This window comes from Streptomyces sp. NPDC052020 (assembly GCF_040680575.1).
Lineage (GTDB): Bacteria > Actinomycetota > Actinomycetes > Streptomycetales > Streptomycetaceae > Streptomyces.
The window spans coordinates 136,227-148,612 of record NZ_JBFAWY010000013.1; the positions used below are offsets into that span (position 1 = coordinate 136,227).

A 12,386-nucleotide genomic window follows, 5' to 3' on the forward strand; every position below is an offset into this window, starting at 1 on the left:
CGCCGGGGGCCGCCATGTCGGCGGGATGCGGCGCTCCTCCCGCGCGTGGGCCCGGCCGCCGCCGAGCGGCCCGCGCGCCCGGACACCCGTGGCACCCGGGGCTCCGGCGTTCGCGGGCCTCCAGCGTTCGCGGCCTCGTTCCCGGCCTACCGGGGGTGTGGCCCCGAGGCCGCGCCGGGGGCCGGTCCGCTCTGTGCTGTGCTCCGCCGGGTTCCCCCGGACCGCCGCGGGGGGGCCGTTCAGAGGGCGGAGACGGCGCTTTCCACGACGCTGAACAGTGAGTTCCTGTCCATCGGCGCACCGCTCCTCGCGGTCGCCACGCTGAGCTGGCCCCGCCGCACGGCCCTGGTCGTGCCGCGGGCCGTCTTCATCGCCGCGCACATCGTCGCGCCCCCGCCCCGGGCTACCAAGTCCTGTCCGCCCCGCGTGTCGTCGGCGCTCTCGCCTACGCGGGTTTCCGGGGCGTCGCCGTGGCCGCCGCCGTCGCCCTCGTGCCGGCGAACGCCCAGGGCAAGGCGGTCGCGGTCGTCGCCGGCGGACTCACCCTCGCCGCCATCATCGGCGTCCCCGCGGGCACGGTGCTCAGCCAGGTCGCCGGATGGCGCGCCGCCTTCTGGAGCGTGGCCCTGCTCACCCCCGTCACCCTCGTCTGCTCGGTGTTCGCCCTTGCCGGCGGACGGGGACGCCGGGGAGGAGACGCGTACCGTCCGCGCCGAGCTGCGGGCGATGGCCCGGCCGCGGTTGTGGCTCCCGTACACGGTGACGGCGTTCTCCTTCGGCGCCGTCACCGTCACCTTCAGCTACCTCGCCTCCCTGCTCACCGACGTCACCGGCACTGGCCGACCGCTGGGTGCCCGTCCTGCTGGCGCCCTGTTCGGCGTCGGCGGCCTGCCGGCCTGGTCGTCGGCGGCAGCTCCGCGCGGGCGTACCCGATCCGCACGCTCGCGCCCGGCACCGGCGTCCTCGCCGCGGCCTCCGCACTGCTCGCCGTCCTGGCGGGGAACACCGTCGTCACCGTGGCCCTGATCTTCGTCCTCGGCGTGGCGGGCTACGTCACCAATCCGATCTCGCAGTCCCGGGTCTTCGTCGTGGCACCCGGCGCACCGACCCTGGTCGGCGCCGCCAGCACCTCGGCCTTCAACGTCGGCAGCCCGCTCGCGCCGGCCCTCGGCGGCATGACCACCGACGCCGGGTTCGGCTTCGCCTCGGTGGCCTGGGCCGGCGCCGCGCTCGCCGCCACCGGCCTCCTGGGCGCCCTGTGGGCCGGACACCTCCAGTACCGCTCCCACCCGGTCGAGGGCGGCGTCGTCGCGGGAGGCGGCAGCGGCACGCGCCACGGCCGCGAGCGGACCGAGACCCCGTGTGACCCGGCACCACCCCCCGGCTCCGGTCGGGACACGGTCATGCCGTGACTTCTCGGCGGCGGATCAGGCCGTGCTGCGAGCCGCGCTCCGCCCGAGCGCCGCGAGCGCCGCCCTGCCCGCCCCGTGGGCGCCGGCCCCCGGAATCGTCGGGTGTGCGCCGAGCCCCCTACTGTGGAGACGTGGGCGGCGGCACGGTGACGCTGTTCCTGTGCGGTGACGTGATGCTCGGGCGCGGCGTCGACCAGATCCTCGCGCACCCCGGCGATCCGGAGCTGCGCGAGGAGTATGTGCGCGACGCGCGGACCTACGTCCGGCTGGCGGAGGCGGCGAGCGGCCCCGTGCCCGCGCCGGTGCCGCCCGACTGGCCGTGGGGCGAGGCGCTGCGCGTGCTCGGGGAGGCCGCTCCGGACGCCCGGGTCGTCAACCTGGAGACGGCGGTGACGGGCGGCGGCGCCTTCGCGCCCGGCAAGGCCGTCCACTACCGCATGCACCCCGCCAACCTGCCCGCTGTGACGGTGGCCCGGCCCGACGTGTGCGTCCTGGCCAACAACCACGTCCTGGACTTTGGCCGCGCGGGCCTGGCGGAGACCCTGGACACGCTGGCCGGTGCGGGGCTGCGCACGGCGGGTGCGGGCCGGGACGCCGCGGAGGCGTACGCGCCCGCCGTGGTCCCGCTGGAGAACGGCGGCCGCCTGCTGGTGTTCGCCCTCGGCATGAGCTCCAGCGGCATCCCCGCCGGGTGGGCGGCGACGGCCGGCCGGTCCGGTGTCGCCTACGTCGCCGAGCCGACGCCCGGCGCGGCCGAGACCGTCGTCCGGCGCGTCCGGCGGGCCAGGCGGACCGGCGACCTCGTGGTGGTGTCCGTGCACTGGGGGTCGAACTGGGGATACCGGGTGCCCGCGGAGCAGGCCCGGTTCGCGCACGCCCTGGTGGACGGCGGGGTCGACATCGTGCACGGGCACTCCTCGCACCACCCCCGCCCGCTGGAGGTGTACCGGGACCGGCTGGTGCTCCACGGCTGCGGCGACTTCATCGACGACTACGAGGGCATAGCGGGCTACGAGCGGTACCGGGACGATCTGCGGCTGGCCCATCTGGTGACGGTCGCGGCGGACACCGGACGGCTGCGCGGACTGCGCCTGGTGCCGCTGCGGGCACGCCGGATGCGGCTGGAGCCGGCCGGCGATGAGGACCGCTCCTGGCTCCGGGAGACACTGGACCGGATGAGCGCGGGGGTGCGCGTGGTCCTCGCGGGCGACGGCGCGCTGGGCGCCGTGTGCAACGGCGAGCGCGCGGGGGGATGACGCGAGCGCCCCGCGCGAGAGCTGCGGAAGGGCGCCGGGCCGGGTACCCGGCGCGGGAGGGGGCTCAGCCCGCCCAGGCCACGAGGCGGTCCCGGGTCTCGGGCGCCCTCAACTGCGCGAGCGACTCCTTCTCCAGCTGGCGTACGCGCTCCCGCGTCAGACCCACGTGCCGGGCCACCTGCTCCAGGGTGCGCGCCCGTCCGTCGTGCAGGCCGTAGCGCAGGCTGAGGATCAGGGCCTCGCGGGGTGCCAGGGTGCCCACGGCTTCGCGCAGTTCCTCGGCGAGCGCCTGGTACTCGGCGACCTCCGGGGCCTGGAGCACGTCGGTGTCGGGGATGAGGTCGCCGACCACGGTCTCACCGGTCTCGTCCACCGGGGTGTCCAGGCTGACCGCGTCCCGGCCGACCCGCCGCAGCCAGACCACCTTGTCCGGGGCGAGTCCGCTCTCCCCGGCCACCTCCTCGGGGGTCGGTTCGCGCCCCAGGTTCAGCTGGAGGCGCCGCTCGACCTTGGCGAGCTTGCGCAGTTGCTCCACGACGTGCATGGGCAGCCGTACCGTCCGCGCGTGTGTCGCCACGCCGCGTTCGATCGCCTGGCGGATCCACCAGGTGGCGTACGTCGAGAACTTGAACCCCTTGGTGTGGTCGAACTTCTCCACCGCGCGGATCAGCCCCAGGTTCCCCTCCTGGATGACGTCCAGCAGGGGCAGGCCCCGGTGGGCGTGCCGCTTGGCCAGGGCGACCACCAGGCGGAGGTTGGCCCGCACCATGTGGTCCTTGGCCTCCTGCCCGTCGCACACGGCCCGCTCCAGCTCCCGGCGCCGCCCGGGCGCCGGCGCGGGCTCGCCGGCATCGGCCTGTTCCAGTTCCTCCAGCGCCCGTACCCCGGCCTCCATACACTCGGCCAGCCGCACCTCGTCCTCCGCGGTGAGCAGCGGCGTGGCGCCGATCTGGGCCAGGTACTGGCCGAGCAGATCGGGCTCCCCGTACGGCTCGGGGACCCGGTTGCGCGCCCGCGCGGCGTGGGCGGAGGCGCGGCGGGGACCGTGAGTCCGCGCTTCTGCGGCGGTTTCCGCTTGGGGAGACATGTCGCGCTCCTCCGTCTCCTCCTCCGTCGGAGAGCCACGGGTACCCGGCTCCCCCGGTCCGAACCCGCGAGCGCGCGGAACAGGGCGCCACTCCCCCCGCCTGTTCGATATGACGGAATTGTCCGGGGTACTCCGGGCCCATGGCAGGTATCGAGCTCAGCAGTGGCGCATTCGACGACCACTCCTTCATCCCACGGCGGTACGCCTACGAAGGGGAGAACGTCTCCCCGCCCCTGGCCTGGTCTGGCGTGCCGGACGAAGCGGTCGAACTGGTCCTGTTGTGCGAGGATCCCGACGCACCGTCCGGCACCTTCGCGCACTGGGTCGTGGTCGGCGTCGATCCCCGCAGCGACGGTGTCGCCCCGGGGCAGTGCCCGCCCGGTGGCACCGAGCTCGTCAACGGGTACGGGGAACAGGGCTGGGGCGGCCCGCACCCCCCGCCCGGGGACGAGGCACACCGCTACTTCTTCCGGCTCTACGCCCTGCGGGAGCCGTGCGTGCTGCCCGACGCGCCCGGCGCCGGCCAGGTGCACCGGGCGGTGGACGAACGGCAGCTCGCGAGCGGCGCCCTGGTCGGGCTGTACCGGCGCTGACCGGTCACCGGCGCCGACGGCACCCGCCGGAAGGCGGCCGGCGCCCTGCCGCCGCTCGGCCTGTCGCCGCGCGCACCGCACCGTCCGGGCGCCGGGCCGGGACCGGCCGCCGGGCTCAGACGGACGCCTGGTCGCTGTCCTTCAACGTCCCCCAGGCGTGCCAGCGTTCGACCTCGATCCAGGCACTGACCCGGGCCCGGACCCGGTCCGGATAGGGCTTGCCGGTGTAGTGGCGGGAGAGCCGGTCGATGTCGGCCAGACCGTCGTCGTCACGCAGCGCGGCGACGCGGCCGAGGAGGGTCACGTGCGTGTACCAGTCGTCCTCGTCCAGGACGGTGAGGGTCACGCGCGGGTCGCGGCGCAGGTGCTTCAGACGCACCCGGCCCTCGTCGAGGTTGACCAGCACCCGGCCGTCCTCCCACAGATACCAGGTGGGGGTGGAGACGGGGGTGCCGTCCGAGCGCACGGTGGCCATCACACACGGGTTGGCGCGGCGCAGCAGGTCGACGGCCTCGGGCGGCAGCGGGGGCTTGGACATGCGGGATCCTCTCTGTCACGTGCCTGTCATGCCGTACGTCATGACGCTTCTGTCCGGTGGTACCGGCGCGGCGCTCTGCCACGCCCGTCCCGAAGGGCTTCCCCGGCGGTGTTCCCCGACGGGTCCTGCCGGCCGGGACGCTCCCGTCCCGGCTTCCCCGTCCGGGGCATCCTGTGCCGGCCTCCCCCTTCGGGGTCTCCTGTGTCGGCCTTCCCCGTCCCGGCCCATCTGTCGGCCTTTCCGGCATGTGTCACCCGGCCGGACCCGGGCCGCCGGCGGTGGCGCGTTCTCAGGCCGACGGCTTCTCCTCGAAGCTCGCGAAGTAGGCCGCGGCCATGTCCTTGTCCCCGTGCCCCCGCGCGGCGGCGCGGGCGAGCCGCCGCGCGCTCGCGTCGGCCACGTCGAGACGGACGCCGTGGCGCTCACCGGCCTCGACGATCAGCCGGGCGTCCTTCTCGGCGGTGGCGACCGCGAACTGGGGCGGGGACAGCCGGTCCCCGAGGACGAGCGCGGCCTTGGCCCGCAGGTAGCCCATGTCGAGCGGACCTCCGGCGATGGCGTCGAAGAAGCTGTCCGGGTCCACGTCCAGGGCGCCGGCGAGGGCCAGCACCTCGCCGGCCGCGCTGGTGGCGGCGATGACCCAGCTGTTGGCCACCAGCTTCAGCCGGGTGGCGCTCCCGGCCGCACCGTCCTCGCCGGTCCACACGGTCCGGGCACCCACGGCGTCGAACACCGGCGTCACCGCGGCCCGCCCCTCGGCCGGACCGGCGGCCAGGACGACGAGCTGCCCGGCCTCGGCGGGCTCGCGGGTGCCGAGTACGGGGGCGTCGTAGAAGACGAGGCCGTGCTCGCGGGCGAAGGCGGCCAGGCCGGTGATCGCCTCGATGCCGGCGGTGGTCGACTGCATCCACGCGGTACCGGGGCGCAGGGCGGGCGCGGCCTGGCGCATGACGTCCAGGGCGGCCGGGCCGTCGTACAGCATGGTCAGGACGGTGTCGGCGCCGTCCACCGCCTCGGCGGGGGTGCCGGCGACGCGCACGCCCTCGGCGGCCAGCGGCTCGGCCTTGTCAGGGCTCCGGTTCCAGGCGCGGACGGCGTGCCCGGCACGGGCGATGTTGCGGGCCATCGCGGCGCCCATGATGCCGGTGCCCAGAACGCTCACGGTGAGCTTGTCGGTCATGAGGTGCGGCTTCCTGTCGTGGTGCGGTGATCATCCGCAGATCAGCCTGCCACCATCGGCGGGCGCCATCGAACACGACCTCCCCCGGCACCGGGGGCCGTCGGCGTGACCCGTCACCCGGTCAGCGCCGCCTCGGCACCACCGCACGGGTCGCGGTGGGCGCGGCCGGGCGCGCGGTGGCAGCCGCCGCCCCGATCCGTTCGGTCCGCCGTGCGACGCCGCCCGGGCGCGCGCTCATGGCGCGACCCCCGTACGCGCCACCGTCACGCACCGCACGGCCTCCCCCGTCGTGCTCAGGTACGCATCGTGAGCGATGCTGGTCCTGCGGCGCAACGGGGTTTCCCCGTCCCGGACCGCGCCCTGGGGAACGCCCGCGCAGGTTTCGGGAAACTCCCGGAAAGGCACCCGGGAGCGGCCCGGACACCGGCGGGGTTGGGTGGAACGTCCCGGTACGCACCCTTGTGCCGAGCCGCGTGAAGGTCTTGGGTGGGACGAGTGACCCCGGCCCGGACCACCGGACCGGGGCCGATGACATGGTGGCTTGATGGCATGGTGGCATCTCAGGAGGATCCCGACATGTCCGACCCTGTCGGCACACCGGTCGGTGGCGGTACGGAGCCACCCACCCCGATCAGTGAAGCGGAGGTCGAGACCCTGGTTCGCGGCATCTGTTTCAAGACCGGCCCGCCGCGGCGCCTCGGCGTCGAAGTGGAATGGCTCGTCCACGAGCTGCGCACCCCGCGGCTCCCCGTGGCACCCGAACGACTCGAAGCGGCCTACGCCGCGCTGCGGACCGTGCCCCTGAGGTCGGCGCTCACCGTCGAACCCGGCGGGCAGCTGGAGCTGAGCTCGCCGCCCGCCGCCTCCCTGACGGAGTGTGTCGGTACCGTCTCCGCCGACCTCGACGCCGTCCGCGCGGTCCTGCGCGAGGACGGCCTGTCCCTGGTCGGCATGGGCCACGATCCGTGGCACCCGCCGCGCCGGTTCCTGCGCCGCCCGCGCTACGACGCGATGGAGGCGTGCCTGGACCGCACCGGCCCGGCCGGCCGCGCCATGATGTGCACCTCGGCCTCGGTGCAGGTGTGCGTGGACGCCGGGCACGAGGAGCCGGGCGTCCTCGGCCATGTGCGGCGCTGGTGGCTGGCGCACCGGCTGGGCCCGGTCCTGGTGGCCGCGTTCGCCAACTCGCCGCTGGACCGGGGGCGGCCCACCGGCTGGCGGTCCACCCGGCAGCTGCACTGGGCGCGGATCGGCGCCGGCCGGGCGGGCGGCCCCGTGCTGGACGCCGACCCGCGCGGCGCCTGGGCCCGGCATGTGCTGGACGCGCCGGTGATGTGCGTCCGGCGGGACGGCGGCCCCTGGGGCGTCCCCGAAGGGCTGACCTTCCGGGAATGGACCCGGGCGCACCGGCCGCGGCCGCCGACCCGGGACGACCTCGACTACCACCTCACCACGCTGTTCCCGCCGGTGCGGCCGCGCGGCCATCTGGAGCTGCGCATGATCGACGCGCAGCCCGGCGACGACGGGTGGCAGGTGCCGCTCGCCGTGACGGCGGCGCTGTTCGACGACCCGGAGGCCTCCGAGACCGCCTACCGGGCGGTGAAGCCGCTCGCCGAGCGCGCCCTCGGCCGGCCCGCCCCGCACAATGCGCTCTGGCGCGACGCGGCCCGGCACGGCCTGGCCGACCCCGAGCTGCGCGAGGCGGCCGTCGTGTGCTTCACGGCGGCGCTCGGGGCGCTGCCCCGCCTCGGCGCCACCACCGGGATCACGGACGCCGTCACGGCGTACCTCGACCGCTACGTCACCCGGGGCCGCTGCCCCGCCGACGAGTTGCTGGACGGGCCGGACGGCACGGGCCGCCGCCCGCACGGGAAGGACGTCCGCCCATGAACGACCCCGCCCTCGGCACCGAAGCCCTTCGCGAGCGCGCGCTGGCCACGCTGGTCACCGCGCGGGACCGCACCACGCTGCTGACCGGCTGTGTGGACGACCCGGACCTGACCGCCCAGCACTCACCGCTGATGTCACCGCTGGTGTGGGACCTGGCGCACATCGGCAACCAGGAGGAGCAGTGGCTGCTGCGGGCCGTCGCCGGCCAGGAGGCGCTGCGGCCCGAGATCGACAGCCTGTACGACGCCTTCGAGCATCCGCGGGCCGAGCGCCCGAGGCTGCCGCTGCTGCCGCCCGCGGAGGCCCGGCGGTACGCGGCCGAGGTGCGCGCCCGGGCCCTGGACGTACTGGAGCACGCCGCCTTCGACGCCTCACGGCTGACGCGGGCCGGGTTCGCCTTCGGGATGATCGCCCAGCATGAGCAGCAGCACGACGAGACGATGCTGATCACGCATCAGCTCCGCAGGGGACCGCGGGCGCTCACCGCCCCGGACCCCGACCCGGGGCCGCCGTACACCGGGCCGGCCGAGGTCCTCGTCCCCGGCGGACCGTTCACGATGGGCACCTCCACCGAGCCGTGGGCGCTGGACAACGAGCGCCCCGCGCACCGGCGGGAGCTGCCGCCCTTCTGGATCGACACCACCCCGGTGACCAACGCCGCGTACCAGGCGTTCATCGCGGACGGCGGCTACGACGACCCGCGCTGGTGGCAGCCGGAGGGCTGGGACCACATACGGCGGCACTCCGTCTCCGCGCCGCTGTTCTGGCGCCGGGACGGCGGGCAGTGGCTGCGGCGCCGCTTCGGCGTCACCGAGGTGGTGCCGCCCGACGAGCCGGTGCTGCACGTGTGCTGGTACGAGGCCGACGCCTACGCCCGCTGGGCCGGGCGGCGGCTGCCCACCGAGGCGGAGTGGGAGAAGGCCGCGCGGTACGACCCGGCCGGCGACCGGTCGAGGCGCTACCCGTGGGGGGACGCCGACCCGGGGCCCGAGCACGCCAACCTGGGCCAGCGGCACCTGCGGCCGGCGCCCGCCGGGAGCTATCCGGCCGGTGCGTCCGCGCTCGGGGTGCGGCAGCTGATCGGGGACGTGTGGGAGTGGACGGCGAGCGACTTCCTGCCGTACCCCGGCTTCCGGGCGTACCCGTACAAGGAGTACTCGGAGGTGTTCTTCGGGCCGGAGTACAAGGTGCTGCGCGGCGGTTCGTTCGCCGTGGACCCGGTGGCCTGCCGGGGCACCTTCCGCAACTGGGACTATCCGGTCCGGCGGCAGATCTTCTCCGGGTTCCGCACGGCCCGCTCAAAGGGCCGGGGCTGATGTGCCGCCACCTCGCCTACACCGGTCCCGCCGAGCCGCTGGGCCGGCTGCTCGTGGAGCCGCCGCACGGGCTGTACCGCCAGTCGTGGGCGCCGCGACGGCAGCGGCACGGAACGGTCAACGCCGACGGTTTCGGGGTCGGCTGGTACGCCGAGGGGGACCCGGTGCCGGCCCGGTACCGCCGGGCCGGGCCGATCTGGGCGGACCAGTCCTTCGCCGACCTGGCCCGGGTGGTGCGGACGACCGCGCTGCTCGGCGCGGTGCGGGACGCGACCCTGTCGGGCGCGGACGCGGAGGCCGCCGCGGCGCCCTTCGCCGCGGGCCCCTGGCTGTTCAGCCACAACGGGGCCGTGGCGGGCTGGCCGGGTGCTCTCGCCCCGCTCGCCCCTGGCCTGCCGCCCGGGGAACTGCTGGCGCTGGAGGCCCGCAACGACTCCGCGTTCGTATGGGCGCTGGTCCTGAACCGGCTGCGCGGCGGCCGGGAGGAGCCTTCGGCGCTGGCCGAAACGGTCGCCGAGGTCGCCGCGGCGGCCCCCGCCTCCCGGCTGAACCTGCTGCTCACCAATGGCGTCACCCTCGCCGCCACCGCCTGGGGCGACACCCTCTGGTACCTGTCCCGGCCCGGCGGCGGCACCGTCGTGGCCTCCGAGCCCTACGACGACGACCCGCGCTGGCGCGAAGTCCCCGACCGCACCCTGCTGTGGGCCGACCGCACCGACGTCCTGCTCACCCCGCTGAAGGACGCCGCGCCCGCCGACTCCCCCGAAGCCCCGGCCCACGGCCGGCCCGCCACCACCCCGGCGCCCGCTTCCGCCCCGGCACCCGCACCCGCACCCGCGAAGGAGCCCCGTACGTGAGCCCGTTCCGTCTCTCCCGCACCCTGCCCGAGGACGCCACGGAGGCCGCCCTGCGCGCCGACGTCATGGAGGGCCTGGCCGGCACGCCGAAGACGCTGCCGCCCAAGTGGTTCTACGACGCGCGCGGCAGCGAGCTGTTCGAGCGGATCACCGAGCTGCCCGAGTACTACCCCACGCGGGCCGAGCGCGAGATCCTCGCCGCCCGGGCCGGGGAGATCGCCGCGGCGGCCGGCGCCCGCACCCTGGTGGAACTGGGCTCCGGCTCCTCCGAGAAGACCCGGTATCTGCTGGACGCCCTGACCGGGCTGCGCGCCTACGTGCCGGTCGACGTCAGCGAGAGCGCCCTGGACCAGGCGGGGCGGGCGCTCGCCGCCGAGCGGCCGGAGCTGGAGGTGCACGCGCTGATCGCCGACTTCACCGCCGGGCTGACGCTGCCGGACACGCCGGGGCCGCGGCTGCTGGTGTTCCTCGGCGGCACGATCGGCAATCTGCTGCCCGCCGAACGCGCCGCCTTCCTGTCCCGTGTCCGCGCCCTGCTGTCCCCGGGCGACGCGCTGCTGCTGGGCACGGACCTGGTCAAGGACGAGGGCGTGCTGGTCCGGGCGTACGACGACGCGGCGGGGGTGACGGCCGCGTTCAACAAGAACGTCCTCACGGTGATCAACCGGGAACTGGGCGCCGACTTCGACCCGGCCGCCTTCGACCACGTGGCACTGTGGGACGCCGAGCGGGAGTGGATCGAGATGCGGCTGCGCTCCCGTACCGCGCAGACGGTGAAGATCCCGTCTCTCGGTCTGGCCGTGGACTTCGCCGCGGGCGAGGAGCTGCGCACGGAGGTGTCCGCGAAGTTCCGCGAGGCGGGCGTGCGCGGCGAACTGTCCGGGGCGGGCCTGGAACCGGTCCGCTGGTGGACGGACGGCGAGGGCCGGTTCGCGCTGTCGCTGAGCGTGGCGCGCTGAGGGGAAGGCGGTGCCCGCCGCCGGGCTCACTCCAGGCCGGGATCCAGGAGCTCGGTGATGCGGCGGGAGGCCCGTCGGGCCTCCGTCGCCGGGTCGGCGCCGGTCAGCACCTTCGTCATGTACTCCTTGATCGGGTTGTCCGCCTCGACCGCGCCCCATCCGGGCGTGGTCGGGGTGGCCCGGCCCTGCGCGGCCCCGGCCGCCATGGCCTCGACGCCCTCCCCGCCCGCGACGGCCTTGGCGAGCGACTTCTTGTTCGGCACGTAGTTCATGGTGCGGGCCAGGTCGGTGTTCCACCGGGTGCCCGTGAGGGCCTCCACCACGGCGACGGCGCCGTCCCGGTCGTCGGTGTTGCGCGGCACGACCAGATCGGAGCCGCCGGTGAAGACCGCCCCGGGCTTGCCCGCGGTCTTGCCCGGCACCGGGAAGAAGCCCAGCTCGCCTTCCAGGTCCGGGTTCTCGCGCACGATGGCATGGGCCAGACCCGGCACCGCGACGATCTGCGCGACCCGGCCCCTGGCGAACACGCGGGCCTGCGGCGGGTGTTCCTCGTCGGCGTCGACCGGGCCGTCCCCGAGCGCCTGGAGCCTGCGGTAGAAGTCCATGCCCCGCAGCGCGGCCGGGGTGTCCAGCGCGCCCTCCCAGACACCGCCGCCGCGCTCCCGGGCCAGGTCGCCGCCCTCGTCCCAGATGAAGCCGGAGAGGGTGTACCAGTCCTGTCCGGCCAGGTAGATGCCCTGGTCGCCGCCCGAGTCGAGCCGTTCGGTGACGGTGAGCCACTCGTCGCGGGTGCGGGGCGGGGCGGTGACGCCGGCCCGCGCGAACAGGTCCTTGCGGTAAATAACCACGCGGTTGGCCGCGTACCAGGGGATGCCGTACTGCTGGGACATCCACTGCCCCGGTTCGGCCAGGCCCGGCAGCCAGTCGCGGATGCCCCAGTCCCGCATCGCCTCCAGCGTCAGGTCGTGGAGTCGGCCGCCCTCCGCGTACTGGGTGACCTGGGTGTTGCCGACCTCGATGACATCGGGCCCGTCCTCGCCGTCCGCCTCCAGCGCGGCCTGCACCTTCTCGCCGATGCCGGTCCACTGCTGGATGCGGATGTCGAGGTCCAGGCCGGGATGGGCGCGCTCGAAGTCCTCGGTGAACCGCCGCAGGAAGTCCTGCGAGGCGCTGTCCTTCATCAGCCACACGGTGACGGCGCGCCGCTCGGGCCCGCCGTCTCGCGGCAGCAGGCCGCAGCCGCTGAGCAGGGAGGCCGACACGCAGGCGAGGGCGAGGAGGCGACGTCTCACGAGGGT

Annotated in this window: 11 protein-coding genes and 1 pseudogene; 8 read left to right on the plus strand and 4 right to left on the minus strand. The window is 75.3% G+C overall.

The window, feature by feature from the left end:
- Positions 1-413: 413 nt before the first annotated feature.
- The 3 genes and pseudogenes from AB0L74_RS16235 to AB0L74_RS16245 form a co-directional block, all read left to right on the plus strand.
- A pseudogene (locus AB0L74_RS16235) lies at positions 414-725 on the plus strand (MFS transporter); the annotation flags it as partial.
- A 291-nt stretch (positions 726-1,016) separates the two neighbouring features.
- Positions 1,017-1,412 carry a hypothetical protein gene (locus AB0L74_RS16240; protein ID WP_365651492.1) on the plus strand — a complete coding sequence of 132 codons (396 nt, stop codon included), beginning with the start codon at positions 1,017-1,019 and terminating at the stop codon, positions 1,410-1,412.
- Between the two features lie 131 nt (positions 1,413-1,543).
- Positions 1,544-2,668, plus strand: coding sequence for a CapA family protein (locus AB0L74_RS16245; RefSeq protein ID WP_365651495.1), 1,125 nt, complete (start codon positions 1,544-1,546; stop codon positions 2,666-2,668).
- A gap of 64 nt (positions 2,669-2,732) precedes the next feature.
- On the opposite strand, the gene AB0L74_RS16250 is transcribed toward AB0L74_RS16245, so the two are convergent.
- A complete protein-coding gene (locus AB0L74_RS16250; protein ID WP_365651498.1) occupies positions 2,733-3,755 on the minus strand; it encodes a sigma-70 family RNA polymerase sigma factor in 1,023 nt (340 codons plus the stop codon).
- Positions 3,756-3,895: 140 nt separating this feature from the next.
- Between AB0L74_RS16250 and AB0L74_RS16255 the strand changes: the two genes are divergently transcribed.
- The gene (locus AB0L74_RS16255; RefSeq protein ID WP_365651501.1) at positions 3,896-4,348 is read left to right on the plus strand and encodes a YbhB/YbcL family Raf kinase inhibitor-like protein; all 453 of its coding nucleotides are present in this window, start codon (positions 3,896-3,898) and stop codon (positions 4,346-4,348) included.
- A 115-nt stretch (positions 4,349-4,463) separates the two neighbouring features.
- On the opposite strand, the gene AB0L74_RS16260 is transcribed toward AB0L74_RS16255, so the two are convergent.
- Both AB0L74_RS16260 and AB0L74_RS16265 read right to left on the minus strand, forming a co-directional pair.
- The gene (locus tag AB0L74_RS16260; protein ID WP_365651504.1) at positions 4,464-4,886 is read right to left on the minus strand and encodes a PPOX class F420-dependent oxidoreductase; all 423 of its coding nucleotides are present in this window, start codon (positions 4,884-4,886) and stop codon (positions 4,464-4,466) included.
- A gap of 289 nt (positions 4,887-5,175) precedes the next feature.
- On the minus strand, positions 5,176-6,066 hold the full coding sequence (locus AB0L74_RS16265; RefSeq protein WP_365651508.1) for an NAD(P)-dependent oxidoreductase: 891 nt from the start codon (positions 6,064-6,066) through the stop codon (positions 5,176-5,178).
- A gap of 576 nt (positions 6,067-6,642) precedes the next feature.
- Here AB0L74_RS16265 and egtA point away from each other — a divergent pair.
- The 4 genes from egtA to egtD are packed head-to-tail and all read left to right on the plus strand — an operon-like array spanning position 6,643 to position 11,088.
- The gene (gene egtA / locus AB0L74_RS16270; protein WP_365651512.1) at positions 6,643-7,956 is read left to right on the plus strand and encodes an ergothioneine biosynthesis glutamate--cysteine ligase EgtA; all 1,314 of its coding nucleotides are present in this window, start codon (positions 6,643-6,645) and stop codon (positions 7,954-7,956) included.
- A complete protein-coding gene (gene egtB / locus AB0L74_RS16275; protein ID WP_365651515.1) occupies positions 7,953-9,272 on the plus strand; it encodes an ergothioneine biosynthesis protein EgtB in 1,320 nt (439 codons plus the stop codon). Before egtA ends, egtB begins: the two co-directional genes overlap by 4 nt.
- Entirely contained in the window at positions 9,272-10,129 is an 858-nt protein-coding gene (gene egtC, locus AB0L74_RS16280; RefSeq protein ID WP_365651518.1) for an ergothioneine biosynthesis protein EgtC, read from the plus strand. Before egtB ends, egtC begins: the two co-directional genes overlap by 1 nt.
- Positions 10,126-11,088: an L-histidine N(alpha)-methyltransferase gene (gene egtD, locus AB0L74_RS16285; RefSeq protein ID WP_365651521.1), complete on the plus strand. Its 963-nt coding sequence runs from the start codon at positions 10,126-10,128 to the stop codon at positions 11,086-11,088. Before egtC ends, egtD begins: the two co-directional genes overlap by 4 nt.
- Before the next feature lie 26 nt (positions 11,089-11,114).
- On the opposite strand, the gene AB0L74_RS16290 is transcribed toward egtD, so the two are convergent.
- Positions 11,115-12,380 (minus strand): extracellular solute-binding protein, encoded by a 1,266-nt coding sequence (locus AB0L74_RS16290; protein ID WP_365651524.1) that lies wholly within the window; start codon positions 12,378-12,380, stop codon positions 11,115-11,117.
- Between the last annotated feature and the right edge of the window lie 6 nt (positions 12,381-12,386).

Excerpts from the sequence above, each read along its gene's own strand:
- AB0L74_RS16255 (WP_365651501.1), top strand. The coding sequence starts at position 3,896 with ATGGCAGGTATCGAGCTCAGCAGTGGCGCATTCGACGACCACTCCTTC.
- AB0L74_RS16265 (WP_365651508.1), bottom strand. The coding sequence starts at position 6,066 with ATGACCGACAAGCTCACCGTGAGCGTTCTGGGCACCGGCATCATGGGC.
- egtC (WP_365651518.1), top strand. The coding sequence starts at position 9,272 with ATGTGCCGCCACCTCGCCTACACCGGTCCCGCCGAGCCGCTGGGCCGG.
- AB0L74_RS16260 (WP_365651504.1), bottom strand. The coding sequence starts at position 4,886 with ATGTCCAAGCCCCCGCTGCCGCCCGAGGCCGTCGACCTGCTGCGCCGC.
- AB0L74_RS16250 (WP_365651498.1), bottom strand. The coding sequence starts at position 3,755 with ATGTCTCCCCAAGCGGAAACCGCCGCAGAAGCGCGGACTCACGGTCCC.
- egtA (WP_365651512.1), top strand. The coding sequence starts at position 6,643 with ATGTCCGACCCTGTCGGCACACCGGTCGGTGGCGGTACGGAGCCACCC.
- egtB (WP_365651515.1), top strand. The coding sequence starts at position 7,953 with ATGAACGACCCCGCCCTCGGCACCGAAGCCCTTCGCGAGCGCGCGCTG.